22 protein-coding genes are annotated in these 25,029 nt (G+C 69.6%); 10 read left to right on the plus strand and 12 right to left on the minus strand.

The window, feature by feature from the left end:
- Positions 1 to 61: 61 nt before the first annotated feature.
- Positions 62 to 1,513: a hypothetical protein gene (locus tag AMK34_RS31690; RefSeq protein ID WP_241832906.1), complete on the minus strand. Its 1,452-nt coding sequence runs from the start codon at positions 1,511 to 1,513 to the stop codon at positions 62 to 64.
- Positions 1,514 to 1,589: 76 nt separating this feature from the next.
- Between AMK34_RS31690 and AMK34_RS31695 the strand changes: the two genes are divergently transcribed.
- Together AMK34_RS31695 and AMK34_RS31700 are read left to right on the plus strand one after the other, a co-directional pair.
- Positions 1,590 to 2,174: an RNA polymerase sigma factor gene (locus AMK34_RS31695; protein WP_073847794.1), complete on the plus strand. Its 585-nt coding sequence runs from the start codon at positions 1,590 to 1,592 to the stop codon at positions 2,172 to 2,174.
- Entirely contained in the window at positions 2,171 to 3,421 is a 1,251-nt protein-coding gene (locus tag AMK34_RS31700) for a hypothetical protein (protein WP_073847795.1), read from the plus strand. The genes AMK34_RS31695 and AMK34_RS31700 overlap by 4 nt, the downstream gene beginning before the upstream one ends.
- A 17-nt stretch (positions 3,422 to 3,438) precedes the next feature.
- Here AMK34_RS31700 and AMK34_RS31705 read toward each other — a convergent pair whose 3' ends face one another.
- The 4 genes from AMK34_RS31705 to AMK34_RS31720 all read right to left on the minus strand — a co-directional run bounded on the left by AMK34_RS31705 (position 3,439) and on the right by AMK34_RS31720 (position 9,393).
- A complete protein-coding gene (locus AMK34_RS31705) occupies positions 3,439 to 4,413 on the minus strand; it encodes a glycine betaine ABC transporter substrate-binding protein (protein WP_073847796.1) in 975 nt (324 codons plus the stop codon).
- A 28-nt stretch (positions 4,414 to 4,441) separates the two neighbouring features.
- The gene (locus AMK34_RS43980) at positions 4,442 to 6,838 is read right to left on the minus strand and encodes an ABC transporter permease subunit (protein WP_073847797.1); all 2,397 of its coding nucleotides are present in this window, start codon (positions 6,836 to 6,838) and stop codon (positions 4,442 to 4,444) included.
- A 171-nt stretch (positions 6,839 to 7,009) separates the two neighbouring features.
- A complete protein-coding gene (locus tag AMK34_RS31715) occupies positions 7,010 to 8,059 on the minus strand; it encodes an alpha/beta hydrolase (RefSeq protein WP_073847798.1) in 1,050 nt (349 codons plus the stop codon).
- 20 nt (positions 8,060 to 8,079) lie between these two features.
- A complete protein-coding gene (locus AMK34_RS31720) occupies positions 8,080 to 9,393 on the minus strand; it encodes a cytochrome P450 (RefSeq protein WP_073847799.1) in 1,314 nt (437 codons plus the stop codon).
- Between the two features lie 167 nt (positions 9,394 to 9,560).
- Here AMK34_RS31720 and AMK34_RS31725 point away from each other — a divergent pair, with 167 nt between their 5' ends.
- From AMK34_RS31725 to AMK34_RS31740, 4 genes are all read left to right on the plus strand, one after another.
- Complete coding sequence (locus AMK34_RS31725; RefSeq protein WP_073848007.1) at positions 9,561 to 10,376, plus strand: SAM-dependent methyltransferase; 816 nt, start codon at positions 9,561 to 9,563, stop codon at positions 10,374 to 10,376.
- A 4-nt stretch (positions 10,377 to 10,380) separates the two neighbouring features.
- Positions 10,381 to 12,534 (plus strand): putative bifunctional diguanylate cyclase/phosphodiesterase, encoded by a 2,154-nt coding sequence (locus tag AMK34_RS31730; RefSeq protein ID WP_073847800.1) that lies wholly within the window; start codon positions 10,381 to 10,383, stop codon positions 12,532 to 12,534.
- Between the two features lie 22 nt (positions 12,535 to 12,556).
- Complete coding sequence (locus AMK34_RS31735) at positions 12,557 to 15,295, plus strand: ATP-binding protein (protein WP_073847801.1); 2,739 nt, start codon at positions 12,557 to 12,559, stop codon at positions 15,293 to 15,295.
- 61 nt (positions 15,296 to 15,356) lie between these two features.
- Positions 15,357 to 15,725 (plus strand): YciI family protein, encoded by a 369-nt coding sequence (locus AMK34_RS31740; protein ID WP_038524230.1) that lies wholly within the window; start codon positions 15,357 to 15,359, stop codon positions 15,723 to 15,725.
- 60 nt (positions 15,726 to 15,785) lie between these two features.
- Here the strand turns inward: AMK34_RS31740 and AMK34_RS31745 are convergent, their stop codons facing one another.
- Positions 15,786 to 17,210, minus strand: a complete 1,425-nt coding sequence (locus AMK34_RS31745) for an MFS transporter (protein ID WP_073847802.1) — start codon at positions 17,208 to 17,210, stop codon at positions 15,786 to 15,788.
- Between the two features lie 215 nt (positions 17,211 to 17,425).
- Between AMK34_RS31745 and AMK34_RS31750 the strand changes: the two genes are divergently transcribed.
- Both AMK34_RS31750 and AMK34_RS31755 read left to right on the plus strand, forming a co-directional pair.
- Positions 17,426 to 17,983 carry a carboxymuconolactone decarboxylase family protein gene (locus AMK34_RS31750; RefSeq protein ID WP_073847803.1) on the plus strand — a complete coding sequence of 186 codons (558 nt, stop codon included), beginning with the start codon at positions 17,426 to 17,428 and terminating at the stop codon, positions 17,981 to 17,983.
- Positions 17,973 to 18,500, plus strand: coding sequence for a DUF4396 domain-containing protein (locus AMK34_RS31755; RefSeq protein WP_038518116.1), 528 nt, complete (start codon positions 17,973 to 17,975; stop codon positions 18,498 to 18,500). The genes AMK34_RS31750 and AMK34_RS31755 overlap by 11 nt, the downstream gene beginning before the upstream one ends.
- A 139-nt stretch (positions 18,501 to 18,639) precedes the next feature.
- Here the strand turns inward: AMK34_RS31755 and AMK34_RS31760 are convergent, their stop codons facing one another.
- Genes AMK34_RS31760 through AMK34_RS31775 form a run of 4 tightly spaced genes read right to left on the minus strand, consistent with a single transcriptional unit; the run spans position 18,640 to position 22,467 of the window.
- Positions 18,640 to 20,901: a heavy metal translocating P-type ATPase gene (locus AMK34_RS31760; protein WP_073848008.1), complete on the minus strand. Its 2,262-nt coding sequence runs from the start codon at positions 20,899 to 20,901 to the stop codon at positions 18,640 to 18,642.
- Positions 20,902 to 20,927: 26 nt separating this feature from the next.
- Positions 20,928 to 21,896, minus strand: a complete 969-nt coding sequence (locus tag AMK34_RS31765; protein WP_073847804.1) for a hypothetical protein — start codon at positions 21,894 to 21,896, stop codon at positions 20,928 to 20,930.
- A gap of 51 nt (positions 21,897 to 21,947) precedes the next feature.
- Entirely contained in the window at positions 21,948 to 22,154 is a 207-nt protein-coding gene (locus AMK34_RS31770) for a heavy-metal-associated domain-containing protein (protein WP_037346490.1), read from the minus strand.
- Between the two features lie 31 nt (positions 22,155 to 22,185).
- Positions 22,186 to 22,467, minus strand: coding sequence for a metal-sensitive transcriptional regulator (locus AMK34_RS31775; RefSeq protein ID WP_037346488.1), 282 nt, complete (start codon positions 22,465 to 22,467; stop codon positions 22,186 to 22,188).
- A gap of 162 nt (positions 22,468 to 22,629) precedes the next feature.
- Between AMK34_RS31775 and AMK34_RS31780 the strand changes: the two genes are divergently transcribed.
- On the plus strand, positions 22,630 to 22,911 hold the full coding sequence (locus tag AMK34_RS31780; RefSeq protein ID WP_143202676.1) for a metal-sensitive transcriptional regulator: 282 nt from the start codon (positions 22,630 to 22,632) through the stop codon (positions 22,909 to 22,911).
- A gap of 184 nt (positions 22,912 to 23,095) precedes the next feature.
- On the opposite strand, the gene AMK34_RS31785 is transcribed toward AMK34_RS31780, so the two are convergent.
- Together AMK34_RS31785 and AMK34_RS31790 are read right to left on the minus strand one after the other, a co-directional pair.
- Complete coding sequence (locus tag AMK34_RS31785; RefSeq protein WP_073847805.1) at positions 23,096 to 23,302, minus strand: heavy-metal-associated domain-containing protein; 207 nt, start codon at positions 23,300 to 23,302, stop codon at positions 23,096 to 23,098.
- A gap of 318 nt (positions 23,303 to 23,620) precedes the next feature.
- Complete coding sequence (locus tag AMK34_RS31790; protein WP_073847806.1) at positions 23,621 to 24,388, minus strand: class I SAM-dependent methyltransferase; 768 nt, start codon at positions 24,386 to 24,388, stop codon at positions 23,621 to 23,623.
- Between the two features lie 146 nt (positions 24,389 to 24,534).
- Between AMK34_RS31790 and AMK34_RS31795 the strand changes: the two genes are divergently transcribed.
- Positions 24,535 to 24,975, plus strand: coding sequence for a hypothetical protein (locus tag AMK34_RS31795; RefSeq protein WP_073847807.1), 441 nt, complete (start codon positions 24,535 to 24,537; stop codon positions 24,973 to 24,975).
- Positions 24,976 to 25,029 lie beyond the last annotated feature (54 nt).

The following is a 25,029-nucleotide window of genomic DNA, read 5'->3' on the forward strand; positions in this document are numbered from 1 at the left end:
AACCGCAGGGCGCACAGCCGCGCACTGTCCGAAAGGGCAGTCGTGAGGGCAGAAAATCCCGTCAGATACATTCCTCGTTCGGCACCAGGTACAGCTCCTGCTTTCCGAGAGTCGGCGCGTCGAGCGTCCAGTGCGCGAGAGCGTTCGGCGGAGGGGTCGCTAGCCGGCGCAGCACGAGGTCGGGACGGCGAGGCCGGACGTCGAAGTCGAAGAAGGCGTAGTTCACGCGGAGTAGCGCCCGAATCCAGCGGTTCTCCTCGCCGCGCGCCTCGATCGCGGCCGGCAGCAGGCCACGGTCGGAGAAGACGTCGACGACCGGGCAGTCGCAACTGTAGGCGAGGACGCCGATTTCGCCCGCGCTTCCGACGACCCGGCCTCCGGCGAGCGTACCCACTTCCGCTCCGATACGTGCGTATTGCGCGCTCGACGTGTAGTTCGACGTGAGCGGCGCGTACGTGCGGGGGAGTCCGGCGGCCGCGTACGCGATCAGACCGGCGACAGCCAGAGCGAGCACCCCGCACGCCGTTATCCGGTGGGAAACCGCTACGGCACAGACGAAAACGGTCGCCGCGGTGAGGCCGGGGCCGTAGTACCAGTGGTAGGGCGGAACCGCCAGCAGCACGTAGCCGACGTGGTAAATCAGGCCGCCGAGGGCGAGCACCACGAACGGCCGCAGCCCGGCGGTGATCCCGCGCCGCCGGACGGCCGACGTCACCACGGCGAGGACGGCGAGGGCCGCGGGCAGGAACGCCAGGGCGGCCATCACCGGCGAACTCCGCGCGTAGAACAGCGGACCGTTGCCGAAGTTCCAAGCGCCCCAAGCATGTTGCGTGCCCTGGAGAGTCTTGATCACGACCGTGTCCGGTACCGCCGCGCCGAGCACGACCCAGCTGAAGCCGAACCACGGCAGCGCGATCAGGCCGGCGCCGAGCAGCGCGCGTCCGGTGCCGGGACGAAGGACGACGAAGAGCACAACCGCGAACACGATCAGGTCCAGCCGGACCAGGGCGAGCAGGCCGGCTGTCAGCCCGAAGGCGAAGGAGTTCTTTTCGACGGCGAACAAGGTTAGCCAGCCCAGGACCGCCGCGCCGAGAGTGACCTCGAGCCCGATCGATGAGAGAAGAAGCGGGTTCGCGGTCAGCGCGCAGAGCGTAAGGGCGGGGAACCGGGGCGGCAGCGCGCACGCCGCGCCGAGCCTGCGCAGCCCGAGGGCGAGAAGGACCTGGCAAAGCACGAACAGCAGTCCGGCGGCGAAGACGGCGTCGCGGACGAGAACGGTCAGGGCCGCCAGGATGAGCACGTTCGCCGGCGACGTCGCGGTGTTCGACGTCGTGTCGGCGAGCAGACCCCAGTGGCCGTGGAAGGCGACATTGCGTGCATACGCCAGCGTGATGAACGTGTCGTCGATCAAATGCGGCCGGGCGAGCAGGAACACCACCGCCGAGAGCACCGCTACGGACAGGGGCATCCACCAGGACTTCGCCTGGTTGTCCGTCGTCCGGACCTGTTCCATGATCATGCCTTGACATGGCTTCTCCGACCCGGAAAGTTGCGCGCAACGTTCGGCCGGTCCCGGCCACAACCAGGGTGTGAGCAGTCTTGCGATCGGGGTGGGGGTACCGGTGGAGCAGACCGGTGACCGGGAACTGTGGGCCCGCGCGGCCGGCGGCGACGAGGGGGCGTTCGGTGAGCTGTTCGAGCGGCACGCCGAGGCTCTGTGGAACTACACGTACCGTCTGACCGGTTCGTGGAGCAGCGCCGAAGACCTGGCGTCCACGACGTTCCTCATCGCCTGGCGGCGGCGGGCAGAGGTGACCCTGGTGCGGGACAGCGCCCTGCCGTGGCTCTACACGGTCGCGGCCAACGTCGCCCGTGACGAGCACCGCGGTGCTCGTCGCCGGCTGAGGCTGCTCGGGAAGATCCCCGCCCAACCCCCTGTATCCGACCACGCCGATTCGGTGGCCGAGAAGGTCGACGGCCAGCGCCGGCTGGGGCACGTCGCCGAAGCCGTCCGGTCGCTGCCGAAATCGCAGCGTGAGGTCGTCGAACTCTGTCTGGCCGCCGAAGTGAGCATCGCGGACGCCGCCGAGTTGCTGGGCATCGCCGAGGTCACCGTCCGCGCCCATCTTTCCCGGGGACGAGCCCGGCTTCGTACGTTGCTGGAGGAGAAATGAACGGCGAACCGGTGTACCCGCCTCGTCAGGCGATGCCGGACGACGTCCGCGCCCGGATGCGCTCGGCCGTCCGCGAAGGGATCGCGAAGCCGCGGCGGACGGCACGAGTCTGGTACGCCGCCGCGGCGGCGGTCGTCCTCGTCGCGTCCGGTGTCGCCGCCGTGGCTCAGTCACTTCGCCAGCCGGGCACGGATCCCGGCCCGGCACCGGCCACCGGCGGGCTCAACCTGGACGTCGGGCTGGCGACGTCGTCGCTCGACCGCTGCTGGGCCGCGGTGCGGGCGGCGGGCAAGACGGACCGGGTGGCCCCGCGCGAGGAATGGGTTCCCCACTTCACGGATGTCATGCTGGGCGTTTCGGTCGTCGCCGCGACGGCCGCGGGCAAGCCGATGTTCTGCGAGACGACGCTGACCACCGTGACCTTGTCCGACCCGAACGCCGTCCCCGCCTACGCGCCCGGCACCCGCACCGGACTGCTCTTGCAGAGCTCGACCGGACTTATCGGCGGGGTCCTCGATCCGGCCTGGCCGGGTGCGGGTCTCGCATTCCAGGCCGAGGATTCCGGTGGCGGGGACACCGTGGAAGCCTCGCCCCTGACACATCAGTTCGCCTCGTTCACCTGGACCGCCCCCGCGAAGACGCGACTGTCCGTCTACGAAGCCGTCGGAGCGACGACCACGATCCTGCCGCCGGCTCCGGCGCCACTGCTTTCGGCCGTCGATCGCCCGATCGCCCCGGCCGACCGGACCTCACCCACGGGACGTGCGCTGGGCGAATGCCTGTCCGGCGCGGTGGACGCCGTCTCCGACGCGGCGGGCTACCGGCCGGGCGCGCTGCTGGCCGAGGACGGCTATCAGGTCGTTCTCGGCCGGTTGGGCGACCGGAGCCTGGCGTGCACGACCGTTCCGGACCCGCGGCGTCCCGGCCGGATGAAGATGCGTGTCTACCAAGACCATTTCGAGCTTCCCCCGGCGCAGCCCCGGACGATCCCGATGCAGCCCCTGGGCGGGGTGGAAGACGGCGGGGACCGGGGCAATGCCCGGACGCCGTACGCCGGGACACTGCTGCCGTCGACCGCGGTGACGGTGACCGTCGACTTCGGCGCCGGACACGCCTCGACAACCGATGTGGTCGACGGGACCTTCGTGGTCTTCGTCCCGAAAGAGGTGAACGATCCGTTCCCACAAGGGGTCCGCCTTCAAGCGCGCGATGCCAACGGCACGGTCGTATTCGAAGGGACTCTGTAGCCGACCACGCAAACAGCTCAGCTGATGAAGCCCGCCGACTTGAGCCAGTCGCGGGCGACCGTAGCCGCCTTCTGCCCATCGACACTGACCTTCTTGTTCAAATCCGTGAGCGTCGCGGTGTCGAGCTTCGCGGCGATCGGGGTGAAGACCTGCTCCAGCTGCGGGTATTTCCGGGCGAGCGGAGTGGCGATCGTGATGGCCGGGTTGTACGTCGGGAAGAAGTGCTTGTCGTCTTCGAGCACGGTCAGCTGCTGTGCGGCCACGCGCCCGTCGGTGGAGGCGACCGAGCCGAAGCCGCACGGGTCTCCCTTGCCGATGCTCGGGTAAACGACGGCGTCGTTGAGCAGGTGCACCTGCGCGTCGGGCAGGCTGAACCCGTAGGCCTTCGCCAGGCCGGGGAACCCGTCGTCCCGGCTCTTGAACTCCGGGCCCATACAGGTCGAGGCCGCGGCCGGGTCCCGTTTCACCAGGGCCGCGTAGTCGGACAGTGTCTTCACGCCGGTCCGCGCCAGTGTCGCCGGGTTTCCGGCGAGGGCGTAGGTGTCGTTGGCAGGCGAGCGTGCCCACCAGGTGACGCCGTTGGCGGCGTCGGCCTGTTTGACCGCGTCGTATTGCGCCTGCGGGTCGCTGATCGGCTTGGTCTGGTTGAGGTAGCTGATCCAGGCGGTGCCGGTGTATTCCCAGTACAGGTCGACCGCGCCGCTGGTGAGCGCCTGGCGGACGTTGCTCGAACCGGTGATGTTGGTCTTGTCCTCCGGGCTCGCCCCGGCCGCCTGCAAGGCGACGATGGCGATCTGGCCGAGGAGCAGTTGTTCGTCGAACTCCTTGGAACTGACGCGGATCTGGGCGCCGTTCAGCGCGTCGATCTTCTTGATGGATCCCGCGCCCACTGGGGCACCGGTCTCGTCCTTGCCGATGGTGCAGCCCGCCGCGAGCGACGCTGACGCGACGAGCGCGAGTACGGCGGCGGTCGTGCGCCGGAGCATCCGCATGGGTGAGTCCTCCTTGAAGTCGGTCGAGCTACATTCCGCGCGGACGCAGGACCTCCTCGGCGACCAGCCCCAGCCAGTCGGCGAAAAGCGCCAAAGCGGCGACGATGATGCCGAAGGTCAGGCTCAAGATCGGCCGGTCCAGCCCGATCCCGGCGACGAGCCCGCCGCCGAGACCGCCGCCGTCGATGAACGTCGCCAGTGTCGCGCTCGCGACGGTGAGCACCAGCGCGGTCCGGATCCCGGCGAGAATCACCGGGACGGCCAGCGGCAGTTCGATCCGCCACAGGATGGCCGTCTTGCCCATGCCCATCCCCCGCGCGGCGTCGACGAGGGTCGGGTCGACGCCGTCGAGCCCGACGATCGTGTTGCGCAGCACCGGCAAAGTCGCGTAGACGACGAGCGCCGTCACCGCGGTCGCGGTGCCCGTGCCCATCCAGAGCGCGAGCAGCACGACGAGCCCGATCGACGGGATCGCCTGGCCGAGGTTGCCCAGCCCCAGCCCGATGGGCCGCGCCCAGCGGGCACCGGCGCGGGTGAGCAGGACGCCGAGCGGGAGGGCGATGGCGATGGTGCACGCCGTCGAGATCAGGGTGAGCCGCAAGTGCTCGCCCAGTTCGGTGAAGATCGCGCCGGCGTTGAGGAAACGCTGTTCGATCGAGTCGATCGGATGCGCGCGCACGATCATGTAGAGCACCAGCAACGCGAGCGTCAGCAGAACCGGGCGTATCAGCAGCCCGAGCCGACGTCGACGAGGCCGCGCGGGCACCGTGGTGTCCGGCCGAGGCGCCTCCTCCACATCCGGGACCGCGGGTGCCATGTCGGTGGACCGCAGCGCCGCGACCAGAATGGACACGTCGCACACCCCCAGCGGCCGCGCGGTGTCGCCTTCGGTGATCACGACGGCGGTGCTGCCGGTCCGCACCATCACGTCGAGCACGTCCCGCAAGGTGGCGTCGGGCCGGACCGAGGGCAAGCCGTCCGGCCCTTCTGGCTGCCGGAGGTCCAGCTCGGCCACCCGGATCAGCGCGAGCCGCTTCAGGTTCCGTTTCGAGCCGGCGAAACTCGCGACGTAGTCGTCCGCCGGCGCGGCGAGGATCGCCTGGGGCGTGTCGTATTGAGCGATCACCGACCGCGGCCGCAGCACGGCGATCCGGTCGCCGACCTTCAGCGCCTCGTCGAAATCGTGCGTGACGAACACGATCGTCTTGCGCACTTCCCTTTGCAGGCGAAGGAATTCGTCCTGCAGCCGGGCGCGCGTGATCGGGTCGGTGGAGCCGAACGGCTCGTCCATCAACAGGACCGGCGGATCCGCGGCCATCGCCCGCGCCACCCCGACGCGCTGTTGCTGACCGCCGGAAAGCTCACGCGGGTAACGGATACCGTGCTCGCGGGTCAGGCCGACGACGTCGAGCAACTCGCGCACGCGGTCGGCGACGCGTCGCCGGGTCCAGCCGAGCATCCGCGGCACGACGCCGATGTTGGCGTCCACGCGCAGGTGCGGGAAGAGCCCGATCTGCTGGATGACGTAGCCGGTGTTGCGCCGGTGTTCGTCGACGTCGAGCGCCGACACGTCGGTGCCGCCGATCGTGACGGCGCCCGAGGTGGGCTCGACGAGCCGGTTGATCATCCGCATGGTCGTCGTCTTGCCGCATCCCGACGGGCCGGTCAGCACGACGATTTCGCCCGCGGGGATGCGCATCGTCAGGTTTTCGACCGCCGGTACCGCTCGTCCGGGGTAGTGCTTGCCGACGCCCCGCAGCTCGATCGTCTCGCCGCCCATTCCGGCCGCCGCCCCCGAAGTCACCGGGGCCGCCGTTCCGCGGACACGGGGACGTCGTCGTGTGGTCAGCTTCCCGACCAGCACGAAGGCCAGGTCGAACAGCAACGCCAGCACCATGATCCCGAGCGTTCCGGTGAGGACCTGGTTCAGCGAGTTGACCGAACCGAACCGGCCGAGCCCGTCGAAGATCTCGTTGCCGAGGCCGGGACCTTTGACGTACGCGCCGATGGCCGCGATCCCGATCGTGATCTGCGTGGAGACCCGGATACCGGAAAGGATCACCGGCCAGGCGAGCGGCAGGCGCACGCGGAACAGCAGCCGCGCGCGGCCGAATCCCATCCCGCGTGCCGCGTCCACCACGGCCGGATCGACGCCGCGGAGCCCGACGATCGTGTTGCGCGTGATCGGCAGAAGCGCGTAGAGCACCAGCGCGCACAGGACATTCGTCAGCCCCAGCCCGAACGGGCCGATCAGGATGCCCAGCAGCGCGATCGACGGAATGGTCAGGAACGCCGCCGTCGTCGTGGTCGCCATCGCGCCGAGCCACCGCCGCCGGTAGGTGAGCAGGCCGATCGTCATCCCGATCAGCACGGCCAGCGCCATCGCCGCCAGAGTGAGATCCACGTGCAGGATCGCGTCGTTCACGACGTCGATCCAGTTCTCCCGGAGGTACTCCGACAGGCTCAGGGCGCCGCTCCTCGACGTCGCAGGTCAGAAAAAAGCCGACCACGTCAGGTTCGGCCCGGTCTCAGCCCAACATGTCCGCGGCACTCCTGTCCACAGCTCGACGTAAAGATTCGGTCCGAACGGACCGCGCTACCGGCCGACCATCTCGTTCATCCAGCCGGTCACCGCGTCGTGCAGCAGCGGCGCGTTGGGCGCGAGGTTGATCGAGTGCCCGTAGCCCGGCAGCACGAACGTGCGCAGCCTCGCCTCGGGCGAGTAGTACCCGGCCTCGCCTTGCCGCAGGCCTTCCGCGCCGGAGCAGTCGCTGGCCAGCGGGCCGCAGAACACGCTGTCCTTCTCCCCCATGGCGACCAGCACCGGGACGTTGATCCGCCTGCTGTACGGCAGCACCAGACCGATCAGGACGGCGTCCACCATCTCGCCGGGCGCGATCAGGTCCTTGGTCGCCTCGTCCACGTCGATGACCTGTTGGTCGAACAGCCCGGGATTGTGGAAAGCGGTGTACCGCGTACCCGTCATCGTGGTCAGGTAGCCCGGGTCCGGTCCGGCGACCTTGGACATCTTTTCGTCCAGCGCCGCCGGGCTCAGCGCGGCCACCGTGGGCACCACCGTCAGCGGGGCGATCCGGTGGGTGAACCCGGTGATCACCACGCCGTCCACGTCCTGGAAGGTGGCCGCCTCGATGATCGTGGCGGCCGATCCCAGCGAGTGCCCGACGAGGACGATCTTGTCGAACCTGGGTCCCAGCTTGCCCGTCCGCATCGCTTGGATGGCGTGGTGCACCGCGTTGGCCTGCGCGCTCGCGGTCAGCAGTCCGCTCAGCGGTTTCGAGCTGCGCCCCGAGCCGACCCGGTCCACCGCCAAGGTCGCGTACCCGGCGTCGTTCACCGGCTTGCGGAACGATCGGCTCTCCGACAGGCCGGGCGGGTCGTAATAGGTCGAGTTGTACGTACCACCCGGCACCAGCACCTGAAGGGTGCGGCTGCCGCCCGGCGGGACGCACAGCCTGCCGTACATGGTCTGATCCTTGAGTCCCAGCAGCGGCACATCCACCAGCGAAACGGGGATGTTCAAGTCCTGGCAGGCCGCCTCGACGGCGGACGCCGGCACGGGGACGAGCACCGCACCCGCGCACAGCAGGGCCACCGCGGCGGCGAGGCGACGCAAGCGAAAACGCACGGAATTCTCCTTTGCAGGGCCTAATCCCGCGGGCGCACCGTCATCGGCATGCCGCGCGGGTAGGCGATGGTCGTGTAGCGCACCCGGACCGGGCCGGTGGGTTCGAGGCGCCATCGGGCGAAGATCGTGGCCAAGCCGATGACCACTTCGGCCCTGGCGAACAGGCGGCCGACGCAGTGCCGGATCCCGTTGCCGAACGGGATGAACACGCCCGGCGGCAACGACCGCACCCGGTCGGTGGACCAGCGGTCCGGATCGAAGACGGCGGGGTGGTCCCAATACCGGGGATCGGTGTGCAGGGCGAGCGGGCTGAACATCACTTCGTCGCCGGGCCGCAGCCGCACCGGGCCGAGGTCGATCTCCTGCTCGGTCCGGCGCATCAGGATCCACAGCGAGTACATCCTCAGCACCTCGCTGACCACCTGCCCGGTGTAGGCCAGCGCGGGCAGGTCGTCGAAGGTCGCCGGGCGCCCGCCCAGTACCTGATCCACCTCCGCCCGCAGCCGGTCCGCGACGCCGGGGTGACGTCCCAGCTCGTGGCAGGCCCACGCCAGGATCAGCGCGGTGGTCTCGGTGCCCGCGGTGAGCAGGGTCATCACTTCGTCGTGCACCTGCTCCCGGGTCATCCGCTCCCCGGTCTCGGCGTCCCGGGCCAGCAGCAGCGTGGAGAGCAGGTCACCGTGATCGGTGTCGGCGTCGCGGCCCGCCATCAGCTCGTGCACCACGGCCTTCATCCGCGTGATGGCCTCGTCGAAGCGGCGGTTGAACGGAAGCGGCAGTTTCTCCACGAGGCCAGGGGAAAGCACCCGGTACATACCCAGCTGGATGACCAGCGGGATCGAGCGACGGGCCTCGCGGATCGCCGCCTCCCCCAGCTCAGTGCCGAACAGCGTCTCGCCGACGTTGGTCATGGCCAGCGCCTGCATGTCCGCGTCGATCCGCCGTACCTCGCCCGGCCGCCAGGACTCGGTCAGCGCGATGGTCGCCCGGACCCAGATCTCGGCGTAGCGGCGCAGGTGCTTCCGGTCGAAGGCGGGCAACATCAGCTTGCGTTGCCGTCGGTGGAAAGGCCCGTCGGACAAGGCCAAGCCGTTGCCCACGTACGGACGGAATTCGCGGAACATGATCCCGGTGCCGAAGCTCGATCCGTTCGTCACCAGTACTCGGTGAATTAATTCCGGATTCGTGAGGAAATACGTTTGCAATGGCCCCAACGACACCTTGACCACGTCACCGTGTTCCCGCAGTCCGGCGGTGAATCGGACGGGACGGCGGACCAGTGCGAGTGTGTGTCCCAGCAAGGGCCACCGGCCGGGTGCCACCCGGACGGACACGGGAACTCCTTGGCATTGACGGAAAATCCGGAAGGCCGCCACGGTACGGGCCCCTCGGCCGCGACGGCAGCGCCCGATCGGGTGTATCCCGGCCACGAAAGACGGATTAAGCCGATTTCCCTGGAGTGGGTATGCTGTTCCGTCTCCCGAACCGATTGAGGTGCGCGATGGCGGGTACACGGGACTGGGTCCCGGCCGGAGTCGATACAGCCACACCGAACGTCGCCCGGATCTATGACTATTGGCTCGGCGGAAACCACAATTTTGAAAAAGATCGCACTACGGCGGACCATCTCGAGCGGACCCTGCCGTGGGTCCGGCAATCGGTGCGGCTCAACCGGGCCTTCCTCGGACGCGCGGTGCGTTTCATGGTCGCGCAGGGCATCCGGCAATTCCTCGACCTGGGCGCGGGTATCCCCACCGTGGGCAACGTGCACGAGATCGCCCAGCGGGAGGTCCCCGACGCCCGGGTGGTCTACGTCGACAAGGAAGCAGTGGCGGTCGCGCACGGCGAGCTGATGCTGGCGGGCGACGACCGCACCGCGGTCCTGCACGCGGATGTGCGGGACGTGGGGCGGGTGCTGGGCAGCTCGGAGGTACGGCGGCTGATCGACTTCTCCGAGCCGGTCGGCCTGCTGTGCATGCTGCTGCTGCACTGGATCCCGGACGAGGACGACCCGGCCGGGCTGGTGCGCGCGTACCAGGAACCCCTCGCCCCGGGCAGCCTGCTCGCCTTCACCCACGTCACGTCCGACGTGCACCACGAGCTGTTCACCGCGGTGACCAACCAGATGGCCGAGCGGCGCGGCGAGGTACCGCTGGCCCGTTCCCATGACCAGGTCCTCGGCCTGCTCGGGGATCTGGCACTGGTCGAGCCAGGCCTGGTGGGCTGTGGAAGCTGGCGGCCGGCCGGGCCCACCGACATAGCCGAGGACCCGATTTGGAACGAGCTGCTCTACGCGGGCGTGGCACGGAAGTCCTGAACCCATGACCGACCCCGGCAGTCTGCCGTTCCAGGAGCCGTCCGAGAACGTGCGCCGCGAGCGCGCTCTTCTCGCGCGCAAGTGGGCCTACCTGCTCGGCGGGATCGGTTACGTGCCGCTGGTGCACGCCAGTTTCGAGGCCGAGCTGGCCGCGCTGCTGGACGCCTTGTGCGCCGAGGTGTACGAGAGCGGGCAAGAGCATTCGCCGGGCAGTACCGGTTCGCTGGAGGCCGCGGGCGCGCGGCTGGCCGAGCTGAACTGCGCGAGCGGGCAGGCGATCACCGTCACCATGGGCGTCCTGGGCAAGGGGCTGCTCGCGCTGCCGGAGTTCCAGCGCGCCGAGGAATTCGCCGAACGCGTGGTGGGTGTGCTCGGCGCACTGGCCGCGAGTGTGGTGGTGGCCGCGCAGAACGCCACCTTGGCACAACAGGAAAGCCTGAAGCTGTCCATGCTCAAAGCGGTACGGGACGCCAAATACGAGCTGCGGACCGCGCAGGCGCGGTTCGACGAGGTCGCCACCTCCTCCGCCAGCGGCATCCTGGTCACCGACTTGGACGGCACGCTGGTCACCGTGAACGCCGCGGCGGGCGTGATGCTCGGGCACGCCCCCGACGAGCTGACCGGATGCGACCTGTTCGAACTGGTGCACCCCGACTACAGGCTGGTCCTGCGGGAGGATTACCGCTCGCTGCTGACGGGCGAGGCCGAGCGGATCAAGCAGTCGCAACGGCTGCTGCACCGCGACGGCGAGCCGGTGTCGGTGTCGTTGACCGCGTCGCTGCTGCGCGGAGCCGGTGACGAGCCCAGCCATTTCGTCACCGTCGTCGAGGACGGCACCGAACTTTCGTTGCTGCAGAACGAACTCAGCAAGCAGGCACTGCACGACGTGCTCACCGGCCTGCCCAACCGGCAGTGCTTCAGCACGCGGATGGAGAACCTGCTGGGCGGGGCCGATCCCGAGCTGGGCGTGACGCTCCTCCTGCTGGAGCTGGACTCCTTCGCGGTGGTGCGCAACGGCCTCGGCGAGCGCGCGGCCGAACAGCTGCTGATCGCCGTGGCGAAACGGCTGAAGTCCGTGATGGCCAGGGAAAAAGCCCTCCTCGCCCGCTTCGACGGCGCGGAGTTCGCGGTGCTGGTGGAGAACGGGCCGGGCACGCCGGACCCGGTGCGCTTGGTGCACGAGCTGCGTCAAGCACTGACCGAACCTGCTTACGTGGACGGGCACGGGCTGGCGCTTTCGGTCAGTGTCGGCGTCGTCAACCGGCCCGCCCAGGACCGCGAGGCCGCCGATCTGCTGCGCGAGTCCCATCAGGCATTGCGCCGGGCGAAGGCCAACGGGCACGGGCAGTGGGAGTTGTTCCACCCCGAGCAGAACCGGCGGGATCGCGAGACCGACGCGCTGGCCGCGATCATGCCGGGCGCTTTCGAACACGGGGACGTGGAGGCGCGGTACCGGCCGCTGGTGCGGCTGGCCGACGGCGCGGTGCACGGGGTGGAAGTGCAGCTCAGCTGGGATCCGCCGGGGGTGGGCCCGCTGTCCGATCAGCAGTGCCGCCGCTTGGCCGAGACCACCGGGCTGATGCTGCCGCTGGGCGAATGGCTGCTGGGCACCGGATGCCGTCAGGTGGGCTGGTGGCGGCAGCGGCTGGACCGCGACCTGCGGTTACTGGTCGGTCTGAGCCCGCACCAGGCCGCCGACTCCGACCTGCTCACCCGGCTGGTCGGCGTGCTGGAGGCGACGCGGTTCCCGGCCGAGCGGCTGCTGGTCGAGCTGCCCATGCTGGCCCTGGCCGCCGACCTCGGCGAGACGAGGGACAACCTGGGAGCACTGGCCGACCTCGGGGTGCGGCCGGTGATCAGCGTCCGCGGGCTGGGCGACGGCGCGCTGGCCCTGGTGGCCGAGCTGCCGGTGCACGGCGTGCGGCTGGATTGCGGGCTGCTGGACGGGACCGCGCCGGACTCGCCGGTGGCCGGCCTGCTGCGGGACCTGCCGGAGCTGGCGCACCGGGCGGGCGCGGACGTGATCGTGGACGGTCTGACCACCGCCGACCAGGCCCGATTCTGGCTGGCCGCCGGGGCCGAGCTGGCGGTGGGTGATCACTACGGCGAGGCGTGCCGTCCGGACGAGCTGGCGGGCATCTTCGGCGAGCTCGATTGACGAACCCCTTTAGGGTGACCGCATGTCGCTGGTGGGAAGAGACGTCGAGCTGGCGCGGGTGCACGGTCTGCTGGCGAACGCGCGCGACGGACGGAGCGGTGTACTGGCGTTGCGGGGCGCGGCGGGCATCGGGAAATCGGTCCTTGTCGACCACGCGGTGTCGATCGCCGAAGCCGAGGGCGTGCGCGTGGTCCGCGGGGCGGGGGTCGAGTCCGATTCCGAGCTGGCGTATGGCGGTCTGCACCAACTCCTGTTCCCGCATTTGGCTCGGTTGGACGCCCTGCCCGCTCCTCAAGCCACGGCACTGCGGTGTGCTTTCGGCCTGGCCGAAGGAGACGAGGCCAACCGGTTCCTGATCTCCGCCGGCACCCTGTCGTTGCTCGCCGATCTGGCCGAGGAAGCCCCGCTGCTGTGCGTGGTCGACGACCTGCAATGGCTCGACCAGGGTTCCGTGGAGGCGCTGTTGTTCGCGGCCCGGCGTTTCGTGGCCGACCGGATCGCGATGCTGTTCGCGGTGCGCGAGACGTCGGCGCCGTTCGAGATGGCCGGCATCGAGGTCGTGGATCTGTCGGGCCTCGCGACGCCCGATGCCGCCCGGCTGCTGGACGACCACGCGCCGGACCTCGTCGAACCGGTGCGGGCACGGGTCCTCGCGGAGTCCGGCGGCAATCCACTGGCGATCATCGAACTCGGGTCGTCGCGGCTCGCCGCACGCGACGTCGACGAGCCCGATCCGGCCGAGCAGGTCGGCCCGTTGCCGGTGACCCGCCGCGTTCAGGAGGCGTTCCGCCGCCAGATCGTCGAGCTTCCCGAACCCACCCAACGCGCGCTGTTGGCAGCGGCGGCGGACACGGCGGCGCCGCTCGCGACGATCCTGCGGGTGATCGAAGCGCTCGGTGGCGTCCCCGGCGACCTGGCGCCCGCCGAACGCGACCGGCTGCTCCGGATCGACAGCCGGATCACGTTCCGCCACCCGCTGGTCCGGGCGGCCGCCTACCAGGACGCGCCGCTGCACCGGCGGATCGAGGTACATCGCGCGTACGCCGACGCGCTGGAGGCCGACGCGGACCGCCGCGCGTGGCATCTCGCCGCCGCCACCACGAGCCCCGACGAGACGGTGGCCGCCGAACTCGAACGCGCGGCGGAGCGGGCCTGGCACCGAGGCGGCGCGATGGCGGTGTCCGTCGCCTACGACCGTGCGGGCCGGCTCAGCGCCGACCGCGAACTGAAGGCCCGGCGTATCGCCCGCGCCAGCCAGGCCGCGTTCGACGCGGGCAAGGCCGACCGCGCCGCCCGCCTGGCGGCCGAAGCTCTCTCACTCACCACTGAGCCCGGCATCCGGGCCGACGCCATCTACACGCGTGGCGCCGTGGAGTACGAACGCACCTCCCCGCGTGCCGACGCGGAACTGGCGATCGGAGCCGCGGAGCTGGTGCGCGACACCGATCCGGAGCGCGCCGCGCTCAACTTCTTCGAGGCCGTGCACGCCGCCCGGCACGGAGCGGCGCACGACCTGCTGCGACGTGCGACGGAGCTGATGCGCGGGTTCACCCCGCCGGAGCACTGGGCACCCGTCGTCACCGCCCTTTTCGGCTGGGCGGAGCTCTTCGCCGGACGCCCGGAAGCGGCCGTCGGTCCGATGCGCGACCTGTACACCACCACGGGTGGCGGCGGGAACGACCTGATGCATCGCGTCACGGCCGGGTTCGGCGGGCTCATGATCGCGGACGACGACGGCGTCGTCGCCGGGACCGAGGACATGCTGGCCGAGGTGCGGGCCACCGGGGCGTTGGGCTGGGTCCCGTACACCCTGAACGTGCTCGCCGTCGCGCGGCTGTTCCGCGGGGAGTTCGCGGACGCCCGCGCGTGTGTGGCGGAAGGCGCGTCCGTGGCCGCCGAACTCGGGAACACGACCGAGCGCCTGGCGCACCGGTCGATCGAGGTGTGGTTGCACGCCGTCTCGGGCGACGAGCCGCGCTGCCGGGCGCTCGCCGAGGAAGTGCTCCCGCGAGCCCGGGCCCGGCATCGGGTCAACGCCGAGATCGCGGACTGGGGTCTCGGCATGCTCGACCTTTCCGCCCGGCGGTTCAAGGAAGCGGCCGACCGGCTCGAGAAGGTGTTCCAGGGACCCGCGAGCCGCGATCTCCTGATGCGCGCGGTGCCGGATCTGGTGGAGGCCGCCGTGCGCAGTGGCGAGCCGGATCGCGCCCGCGAACCGTTGGCGGCCTTCCGGCGCTGGGCCGAACACGTCGACCGCCCGGTCGCCGCCGGACTCGCGTTGCGTTGCCAGGCCCTCCTCGCCGAAGACGCCGACGCGCTGTACGCCGAGGCGCTGCGGATCCAGGAGCGGCACGGCGGTCCGTACGAGCACGCCCGCACCGAGCTGGTCTACGGCGAGTGGTTGCGTCGTCAGCGCCGCCGGACCGAGGCCCGCGCCCATCTCGCGGCGGCGGTGTCCGCGTTCGAGGACCTCGGCGCCGAGCTCTGGGCCGAGCGCGCTCGCGGCGAGCTGGCCGCTTTCGGCGAGCGAGGCGACGAGCCCCGGCGCAGCGGCCCGCTCACCCTGTTGACCCCGCAGGAGCTTCAGGTCGTCCGGCTGGCCGCCACCGGTCACACGAACAAGGAGATCGCCGCGCAGCTCTTCCTCAGCCCGCGGACCGTCGGCCACCACCTCTACAAGGCGTATCCGAAGCTCGGTGTGACCGGTCGTGCCGAGCTGGCAGGCATCGTCCGGTCGCCGGATACCGGTCACGATGACTGATTCGCCGACCGGGGGCTCCCGCATAGCTTTGCGGCACAGCACCGACGACGAGGAGACGACCATGACGAAGTACTTCCTGAGCCTCCCCCACGACGCCGCCGAAGAGCCGACGATGGCGGACATGGACCCCGCCGAGCTGCAAAAGATCATGGCCGAGGTCGGCGCGTTCAACACCGCCCTCGAGGAGGCGGGCGCGTTCGTGACCGCCGGTGGTCTGCAGCCGCCGTCGACCGCGACCACGGTGGACTATTCCGGCGACAGCCCTGTGCTGACCCCGGGCCCGTTCGTCGAGGCTAAGGAATACCTGGGCGGGTTTTGGATCATCGAGGCCGAAAACGACGACGTCGCGATCGAATGGACCAAGCAGGCCTCGCGTGCGTTGCGCAGCCGGGTCGAGGTCCGTGCGCTCCAGGAGGAGCCCCCTGCCTGAAACGCCGTGTGGAGGGCGGACCGGGGATCGGTCTCGCCCTCCACACGGGGATACAGCCGGTCATCGCCGGACCGCCGGTTCACCTCCGCCGACCTCACTGGGAGCGCGCAGCGTCGCCATGGCCAGGAAGCCACCGGCGATCGCGATCCCGGCGGCGCCGAGGAACGCGGCCGAGTAGCCGCCGGTCAGCGCGACCGGGTCGCCGACCCGTCCCGCACCGGCCGACACGGCGACCGCGGTCATCGCGGCCAGGCCGAGCGCCGACCCGATCTGGTACGAGGTGTTCACGATCCCGGACGCGAGGCCGCCTTCCTCCGGTTTCGCGCTGGAGATCGCGGTGCCGAGTGACGGGATGAACGCCAGCGCCTGACCCAGGGCCGCGACCAGCGACGCGGGCAGGACGTCGACCACGAAGTTCCCCGTCGGGCTGACCAGCGAAAGCCACACCAGTCCCGCGGCGAGCGCCCACAGCCCACCGATGATCATCTTCTTCGGCCCGAACCGGCCGATCAGCTTCGGCGCGACCGCGACCATCAGCACGACGATCAGCACCGTCATCGGCAGCAGCGCCGCACCGCTGGCGAACGCGCCGTAGCCCAGTACCTGCTGCAGGTACAGGTTGAGGAAGTACCACATCGGGATCCACGCCGCGCCGAGCAGGAACTGCGCCAGGTTCGCGCCGCCGAGGTTCGGCGTCCGGAAGATCCCCAGCCGCACCAACGGGACTTCGCGCTTCCGCTGGATCGCGACGAACACCGCGAGCAGGGCGATACCGCCGGCCAGCGCACCCCACGTGCCCGCCGAGGCCCAGCCCGCTTCCGGTGCGCGGACGACGCCGAACACGGTCAGGCCGAGGCCCGCGGTCGCCGCGATGGCGCCGGCGATGTCGACCGAGCCACGCCGGGCCGGGGCGGACGGCATCAGCTTGCCGGTCGCCACGATCGCGACCAGTGAGATCGGGACATAGAGCCAGAAGATCCACGGCCACGACAACCATTCGGTGATCACGCCGCCGAGGAACACCCCCGCGGTGCCGCCGGCGGGAGCCGCCGCGCCGTAGAGCGCGAGTGCCTTGGTCAGTTCGCGAGGACGCGCGCCGAACAGCATCATCAGCAGGGTCAGCGCGGACGGCGCGATCAGTGCCGCTCCGGCGCCTTGCAGCACCCGGCCGAGCAGTTCGACCCAGGCGGTGCCCGCGACCGCGGCGACCACGGAACCGCCGAGGGTGACGACCCAGCCGGCGGTGAACATCCTCCGCGCGCCGAACAGGTCCGAGAGACGTCCGCCGAGCAGAAGCAGCCCGGCGAGCGCGATGACGTAGGCGTTGAACACCCACGACAGGTCACCCGGGGAGAACCCGAGGTCCTGCTGCATCGCCGGGAGGGCGACGCCGATGATCGAGGTGTCCATGATGACCATGAACTGGGCCAACGCGATGAGTCCCAGCGCCCACCACCGTCGTGAGTCCGGGGTTGTCTCCGCCATGACGACCGTCCTTTCAGGATCCAGTTACCCCTAGGGGGTATTGCGGAGTTGAAGGTAGACCCGATCGACGTCGTCGCACAAGTACCCCTAGGGGGTATTAATGTAGCGGTGGTCACAGCCGCTTCTTGGTGGCAAACCGTTGCGCGGCAGCAAGTAGGTCGACAGTTACCCCTTACAGGTATAAGGTTCCGGCGACCGACAGACGAGGAGGAGCCGTGCAGCGTCTCAAGTCGCTCGATCCGGCCGACGCGCCGTCGAAGTCCGCCGCATTGCTCGGCGACATCATCGAACGGCGTGGCTCGGTGGGCCCGATGGTCTCCGCGATGGCCAACTCCCCCGCCCTTCTTCAGGGCTACCTCGACTTCTCGCGCGCCATGAAGCGGGCCAAGCTTCCCCGGGCGCTCGGCGAGAAGATCTCACTCGCCCTGCAGGAGTGGATCGGTTGCGCACTGTGCCTGCAGGCGCACACCCAGGCCGCACGAGCCGCCGGGCTCGGCGACAACGACATCGCGCTGGCCCGCCAGGGCACCTCCACCGATCGGCGCGAGGCCGCGCTGATCGCGTATGCCGTGCGAGTCCTCGCCGAACCGTCGTCGATCGGCGACGAGGACGTCGCCGAATTGCGGCGACACGGCTGGAGCGACCGGCACATCGCCGACACGGTGGGGCTGGTGTCCCTCAACCTGCTCACCGGTTCGTTCAATCTCGTCGCAGGACTCGAACCCGCGCCTGCCGAGCAGTCCACAAAGGAGAAACACGATCATGTCGGCTGAGCACGACCACTCGCACCACGAGCACCAGCACCACGGTGACCACAGTGGACATGCGGGCCATGAAGACCACCGGCCGGGCAAGGTCTCCTGGGGTATGGCGGCGTCGGCCACCCTGCACTGCCTCACCGGCTGCGCCATCGGCGAAGTGCTCGGCATGGTGATCGGCACCGCGCTGGGCTGGGGCAACCTCGCCACCATCGTGCTCGCCGTCGCGCTGGCGTTCGTCTTCGGCTATGCCCTGACGATGCGCGGCGTCCTGCGCGCGGGCGTCGGCTTCAAGCAGGCCCTCAAGGTCGCGCTCGCCGCCGACACCGTCTCGATCATCGTCATGGAGATCATCGACAACGGCGTGATGCTCGTCGTCCCCGGCGCGATGGAGGCCGGTCTCGCCAGCGGGCTGTTCTGGGGCGCGCTCGCCTTCGCCCTGTTCGTCGCCTTCTTGCTCACCACGCCGGTCAACAAGTGGCTCATCGGCCGCGGCGCCGGACACGCGGTCGTGCACGCTTACCACCACTGATTCACGATGGACAAAGGCCGCCCCTGGTGCTTCCGCACCGGGGGCGGTCCTTTGTCGTCACAACGTTCTGATCGACGGTGAGCCGGTTGCGAAAGCCACTTTCGCAACGTTGAAGGTTGCGAAAGTGGCTTTCGCAACGTCAGCGGAGGCTCGCCGTGCTGCGGAATCCCTTGAGCCGCAGGCTGTTCGTCACCACGAAGACCGAGCTGAACGCCATCGCGGCGCCGGCGATCATCGGGTTGAGCAGCCCCGCCGCGGCCAGTGGCAGCGCCGCGACGTTGTAGGCGAAGGCCCAGAACAGGTTGCCCTTGATGGTGCGCAGCGTCCGCCGCGAGAGCCGGATCGCGTCCACCGCCGCCCGCAGATCACCGCGGACGAGGGTGAGATCCGACGCCTCGATGGCGACGTCCGTGCCGGTGCCCATGGCCAGGCCGAGGTCGGCCTGCGCCAGCGCGGCCGCGTCGTTGACGCCGTCGCCCACCATCGCGACCACCTTGCCCTCGCCCTGCAGCCGTTTGACCACGTCGACCTTGTCCTTGGGCAGGACCTCCGCGATCACCTCGGTGATCCCGACCTCCGCGGCCACCGCACGGGCCACGGCCTCGTTGTCCCCGGTGAGCAGGACCGGGGTCAGACCGAGCGCCCGCAGCTGCGTGATGGCTTCGGCGGAGGTCGGCTTCACCGTGTCGGCGACGACGAGGACGGCGCGAGCCTTCCCGTCCCAGCCGACGGCGATCGCGGTGCGGCCGTCCTTCTCCTCGGACGCCTTCTTCTCCGCGAGGTCCGGCGGCAGGTGGTGCGCCCACTCCTCCAGCAGCGCGCTGCGTCCGGCCAGCACCGCCTTTCCGTCGACGATCCCTTGCACGCCAAGGCCTTCGACGTTGGTGAACTCCTCGACGGCGGGCAGCTCGCCCACCCGCTCCCGCGCCGCACGGGCGATGGCCTGCGCGATCGGGTGCTCCGAAGCGTTCTCCAGCGCACCGGCCAAGCGCAGCGTCGTCTCCTCGTCGACACCTTCGGCGACGTGGACCGCCACCAGCGACATCTGTCCGGTGGTCACGGTGCCGGTCTTGTCGAGCACGACCGTGTCGACCGAGCGTGTGGACTCCAGCACTTCCGGGCCCTTGATCAGGATCCCGAGCTGTGCGCCCCGTCCGGTGCCCACCAGCAGCGCCGTCGGCGTCGCCAGCCCCAGCGCGCACGGGCAGGCGATGATCAGCACGGCCACCGCCGCGGTGAACGCCGCCGCGACCGAACCACCGGCCCCGAGCCAGAACATCAGCGTGCCGACGGCGAGCGCGATCACGATCGGCACGAACACACCCGAAACCCGGTCGGCCAGCCGCTGGACCTGCGCCTTGCCGGTCTGCGCGTCCTCCACCAGTTTCGCCATCTGCGCCAGCTGCGTGTCCGCGCCGACCCGTGTCGCACGGACGACGAGCCGCCCGCCCGCGTTGACCGTCGCGCCGACCACGGCGTCGCCGGGCCCGACCTCGACGGGGACGCTCTCACCGGTCAGCATGCTCGCGTCGACGGCGGAGCTGCCTTCGGCGATCACGCCGTCGGTGGCGATCTTCTCCCCCGGCCGGACCACGAACCGGTCCCCGACGACGAGCCGGTCGACCGGGATCCGCTCTTCCTTGCCGTCACGGAGCACGGCGACGTCCTTCGCGCCCAGCTCCAGCAACGCGCGCAGCGCGGCACCGGCCCGGCGCTTGGACCGCGCCTCGAAGTACCGTCCGGCGAGGATGAACGTCATCACCCCGGCGGCGACCTCGAGATAGATGTTGCCGTCCCCGGCCATCCGCTCGACGGTCAGCTCGAAGGCGTGCGTCATCCCCGGCGTCCCCGCGCTGCCGAACAGCAACGCGTACAGCGACCACAGGAACGCGGCGAGCGTGCCCATCGAGATCAGGGTGTCCATGGTGGCCGCGCCGTGGCGCAGATTCGCCCACGCAGCCTTGTGGAACGGCCACGCCGCCCACACCAGCACCGGCGCGGCCAGCGTCAGCGAGATCCACTGCCAGTAGATGAACTGGAACGCCGGCACCATCGCCAGCAGGATCACCGGCACCGACAGCACCGCGGAACCGATCAGCCGCTGCCGCAACGGCGCGATCGGGTCGGCCTCCTCGGCGGGCCCGTCCGGCTGCTCCTGCTTCGGCGGAGCGGGCAGGGCGGCCGCGTAACCGGCCGCCTCCACCTGCTCGATCAGCCGCTGGGGTTCGATGTCCCCGCTGTAGGTGACTTTCGCCTTCTCCGTGGCGTAGTTGACCGTGGCGGTGACGCCGTCCAGCTTGTTCAGCTTCTTCTCGATGCGCATCGCGCACGACGCGCAGGTCATCCCGGTGATCGCGAGTTCGACCTCGGCCGTGGTGGCCTGGTCCAGATCGGAAGTCATCGTGGTCACTCCTTTCCGGCTCGGCCTCAGCCGTGTCCGCCGTGGCCGTCGCCGGCCGCCGGGGGTGGGGTCTGGTTCTGGGGCGCCGAAGCGGCCGGGGCGGGTGTGCCCGCGGTGGCGACGGTGAATTCGGCGGTGCGGACCTTGCCCTGGTGCTGGAAGTCCAGGAACAGCCGGTAGGTCCCGGCCGAGGGGACTTCGGCGAAGAAGGTCACCGTGGGGCCGGGTTTCGTGCGGCCGTCTCCGGGCTCGCCGTCCGGGTGGACGTGCAGGTAGGCGAGATCGCCACCGCGCAACGCCACCAAATGCCCGTAGGCGCCCAGATACGGCTGCAGGTCGGTCACGTCACGGCCGTCCTTGGTCACCGTCAAGGTCACCTTCGACGCTTTGCCCGGCGCCAGCTCGCCGTCCAGGCGGACCTGGTAGCCATCGACGTTCGCGACACGTGAGGGCTGGTGCTCGACGGGTTTGAACTCACCCGCGGCAGCGACGTCGACACCGAGTGTCGAGGCCGAGCCGCCCGTCGGCTTGAAGTCCGCGAAGACGCGGTAGCTGCCTGCCTCGGGCAGGGCCAGCGGGACACTCCACACGCCGTCGGGCGCGAGTTCGGGATGCACGTGCTGGAATCCCGCCGTGTCGCGACGGACGACGATCAGGTGCATCCGCTTTTCGTGTTCGACGTCGTACGCGGTGACCGGTGCGCCGTCGGGGCCGAGAATCCTGAAGGAGAAGGGCTGGTTCGTCCCCGGCGTGAGCGTCGTGGTGGTGGGCGTGAGGGTGTAGCCGCCCCTGGACGACGCGAGCCCGCCGGGCTCGTCGGTCGGCGCCGCCTCCGCGACGGTGCCGCTGTGAGCGTCCCCATGCCCGGCGTCCTCGCCGCCGGGAAGGCCGGCCGCGCCGGCGAAAGGACCGACAGCGGTGCCTGCGGCCCAGGCGCCACCGGCGACCAGGGCAAGCGCCACACCGTAGGCGGAGAGCTTCGCAACTGTGTTCATCGTGAAGTCCTTAGTGCGGGCCGTGGCCCGCGATCGGGAGCGAACCGCGGCTCAGGCGGTCAGCTCGTATCCGGCTTCTTCGACGGCGGCGCGCACATCCGCGACAGCGGGCTCCCGGGAGCCGGTCACGGTCACCGCGCCGGTGGGCAGATCCACGCGGACGCCGGTGACGCCGTCGATCTTGCCGACCTCTTCGGTGACGGAACGGACGCAGTGGTCGCAGGTCATGCCGGTGACGGTGTAGGTGGTCTCGCTCATTTCTGTTCTCCTCCGGATTCGTTGCGGTGCTTCAGGAACGCACGAGGCGGGCGATGACATCGGTCGCCTCTTTGATCTTCTCGTCGGCCTCGTCGCCGCCCTTGGCGATGGCGTCGGACACGCAGTGCCTGAGGTGCTCGTCCATCAACCCGAGCGACACCGACTGCAACGCCTTCGTGGCCGCGGACACCTGCGTGAGGATGTCGATGCAGTACTTGTCCTCTTCGACCATTCGCTGCAGGCCCCGGATCTGTCCTTCGATCCGCCGTAGCCGGGTCAGGTATTCGTCCTTGCCTTGCGTGTATCCGTGCATCTCGACCTCCCGAGGAGGACTCTACATACCCTAGGGGGGTAGGGCAATACGCATACCCCGGTGGCGTATGTCACCACCCGCTCGCACGGCAGCCGCCTTCGACGCACCACCCCCGGGCGGGCATGATTGGGACGTCCGCGAATCCCGACTCGAGGAGTGAGCGTGGCCGATCACGGCGACGACAAGGAGCGCCAGCTCAAACGCCTGCGACGCGTCGAGGGGCAGATCCGGGGGCTGCAGAAGATGGTCGAGGAGGACAAGTACTGCATCGACGTCCTCACGCAGGTCTCCGCGGCAACCCGCGCCTTGCAATCGTTCTCGCTCGAATTCCTCGAGCGGCACATGGCGGGCTGCGTCGTCGAAGCCGCCGCGAAGGGTGGCCCCGAGGCGGACAGGAAGATCCGGGAAGCCTCCGAAGCGATCGCGCGCCTGGTGCGCTCCTGACCCTTCGGCACAAAAGAGCGGGCGGGTGACCTCACGTCACCCGCCCGCTTCTCATTCCGCCCTGGTCGCCGTGAACCCGGTCCGGACATGGGCTCCGTCGCAGAACGACTTCTTCACTTGATACGGCCCGTTGTCCACGACCTTATGGCGACAGCCGGTTCGGCTCCGTTGTCGGCCATCGCCTTCAGCCGACCACCTCGTAGCCCGCCTCTTCGACCGCGGATCGCACCAGCTGCGCGTCGACCGGCCCCTCGCTCACGACGGTCACTTCACCGGTCGCGATGTCCGCGTCCACGTCGCTGACCCCGGCCAGACCGTTCACCGCCGTCGTCACCTTGTTCATACAGCCCGAGCAGGTCATGCCCTTGACCGTGTACACGGTGGTGTCCATCCGCCTTCACCCTTCGGTTCGAGTTACTTTACCCCCGTAGGGTATCGCACAGGGTGCGGACGCGGCAAAGTCCGTGATTCGTTGATCTGCGTCTGACCCGTGCGCGGGCAGGAATCGCTTCGTTCCAGACCGGTGCGAGCGTTGTCGATGAAGGAATTGGGACGTTCACTGTCCCAAATCCTTCATCAACGAATCCAAGCGTGGAGGAGCCAGGACGTTCGACGTCCCGAACCCCTCAAGCTCGACCCACACCAGCGGGCAAGCAAAACGGGCGTCCCTCAAGGAGGCCTTCACGGACAGCTGATACGGGGCAGGGGTTTACAGGTCGGACTTCAGGAGCTCGTCGGCGTCCTTCACCAGCACCATCACGTCCTGATGGCGATCCCACGCCGCCTCGTCGTACCCGGCGAGACGCAGGCCGGGAGCCTCCAGGGCGCGCTGCACCGCCCAGCCGGGCGAGCTGAGCGAGATGCCGTAACCGTCGTTGCCCGCGTAGTCGTTGTAGCCGAACCCGCACGCCTTGTACGCGGCGAGCACGCGGTCGGTGGCACGAGCGTCCAGCCCGTAGTCCTTGCCCGCCTCGGCGCGCATCGCCACCCGGCGGCCGTGCGTGGTGACCACCGCGACGCCGCCGGGAGCCAGCGCGCGCGAGAAGTAGCGCAGCAGCGGACCCCAGTTCGGGGCATCGAGATGAGTCAGCACCGAACCGCACCACAGCAGGTCCACATCGGTCACCTGCTCGATGTCGTCGACATCAGGGGCGCCGATCACCGCCCGCGCGCCGAACGCCTCCGCGCAACCGGCCAGCGCCGCCTGGTCCATGTCGCACCCGATCAGCTCCGCCGCCGGGAAAGCGGCCCGCAGCGAACGCATCACCCGGCCGTAACCACACCCGAAGTCCAAGACCCGCTTCGGTACCGGCCGCCCCGTGACCTGCAATGCGGCGAGCACCGCACGCAAGGCGTCCCTGGACACGCTCATGTAGTGCTCGGTGTTGTTGCCCGCGAACATGCTGTCGTCTTCGGCGATCGTCGTGCTGACCCCGGCCATGATGCCCGCGACGGTCTCGTCCAACGTCTCGCTCATTCGTCCCCCTGGAAGGTCGGCCCCGCACGGTAACCGTAGCGGGCCCGCATCCCGCGGTCACGAACGGTGGTTCGAATGACCCCTGTGCCCAGTGCCGGGCGCGATCTACCGTCGGGCAAGCGATTTCCGAATTCGAAGGGAACACCATGGCCCGTTTTTCGCGCCTTGTCACGCCGGTCGCGGCGACAGCGCTGATTCTTTTGTCGCAGGTTCTCGCCACGAACGCCAGTGCCGCGGCGGCGGGCGCCGACAGCATCGACGTCGGACCTGTCAGCATGGCCACCTCGATGAACTGCTGGAATGAACGCAAATCCGTGGGTGACGCGTGGGTCACGCTGAACGGGGACCGCGTCACGGTGCGAGACCACTGTGCCGACGGGAATCCGGTCATGGCCCGGGTGCAGATGACCGTCAACGGAACCCCGCGGCTTTGGACGTGTTACAACCATTCGGGCGGTGGAACCACCAAGGTGTGCGACTTCGATTGGCCCGAAGGATACGTCGGATTCAAAACGGTGATCTTCTTCGCCTGGGACGGTATCCGCGAATACAAAATGGGAACCCTGCGGCACTGGCGCGACGGGTAGGTCCGCCCTCGCCCGCCCCCGTGCGCCACACTGGTGACGGTGATCGGCCTGCGG

The organism is Amycolatopsis sp. CB00013 (assembly GCF_001905755.1).
Taxonomy (GTDB): Bacteria; Actinomycetota; Actinomycetes; order Mycobacteriales; family Pseudonocardiaceae; genus Amycolatopsis; species Amycolatopsis japonica.

Coding starts and splice junctions, on each gene's coding strand:
- AMK34_RS31690 (WP_241832906.1), bottom strand. CDS start 1,513: ATGGAACAGGTCCGGACGACGGACAACCAGGCGAAGTCCTGGTGGATG.
- AMK34_RS31700 (WP_073847795.1), top strand. CDS start 2,171: ATGAACGGCGAACCGGTGTACCCGCCTCGTCAGGCGATGCCGGACGAC.
- AMK34_RS31705 (WP_073847796.1), bottom strand. CDS start 4,413: ATGCGGATGCTCCGGCGCACGACCGCCGCCGTACTCGCGCTCGTCGCG.
- AMK34_RS31725 (WP_073848007.1), top strand. CDS start 9,561: ATGGCGGGTACACGGGACTGGGTCCCGGCCGGAGTCGATACAGCCACA.
- AMK34_RS31730 (WP_073847800.1), top strand. CDS start 10,381: ATGACCGACCCCGGCAGTCTGCCGTTCCAGGAGCCGTCCGAGAACGTG.
- AMK34_RS31735 (WP_073847801.1), top strand. CDS start 12,557: ATGTCGCTGGTGGGAAGAGACGTCGAGCTGGCGCGGGTGCACGGTCTG.
- AMK34_RS31740 (WP_038524230.1), top strand. CDS start 15,357: ATGACGAAGTACTTCCTGAGCCTCCCCCACGACGCCGCCGAAGAGCCG.
- AMK34_RS31745 (WP_073847802.1), bottom strand. CDS start 17,210: ATGGCGGAGACAACCCCGGACTCACGACGGTGGTGGGCGCTGGGACTC.
- AMK34_RS31755 (WP_038518116.1), top strand. CDS start 17,973: ATGTCGGCTGAGCACGACCACTCGCACCACGAGCACCAGCACCACGGT.
- AMK34_RS31760 (WP_073848008.1), bottom strand. CDS start 20,901: ATGACTTCCGATCTGGACCAGGCCACCACGGCCGAGGTCGAACTCGCG.
- AMK34_RS31765 (WP_073847804.1), bottom strand. CDS start 21,896: ATGAACACAGTTGCGAAGCTCTCCGCCTACGGTGTGGCGCTTGCCCTG.
- AMK34_RS31770 (WP_037346490.1), bottom strand. CDS start 22,154: ATGAGCGAGACCACCTACACCGTCACCGGCATGACCTGCGACCACTGC.
- AMK34_RS31775 (WP_037346488.1), bottom strand. CDS start 22,467: ATGCACGGATACACGCAAGGCAAGGACGAATACCTGACCCGGCTACGG.
- AMK34_RS31785 (WP_073847805.1), bottom strand. CDS start 23,302: ATGGACACCACCGTGTACACGGTCAAGGGCATGACCTGCTCGGGCTGT.
- AMK34_RS31790 (WP_073847806.1), bottom strand. CDS start 24,388: ATGAGCGAGACGTTGGACGAGACCGTCGCGGGCATCATGGCCGGGGTC.
- AMK34_RS31795 (WP_073847807.1), top strand. CDS start 24,535: ATGGCCCGTTTTTCGCGCCTTGTCACGCCGGTCGCGGCGACAGCGCTG.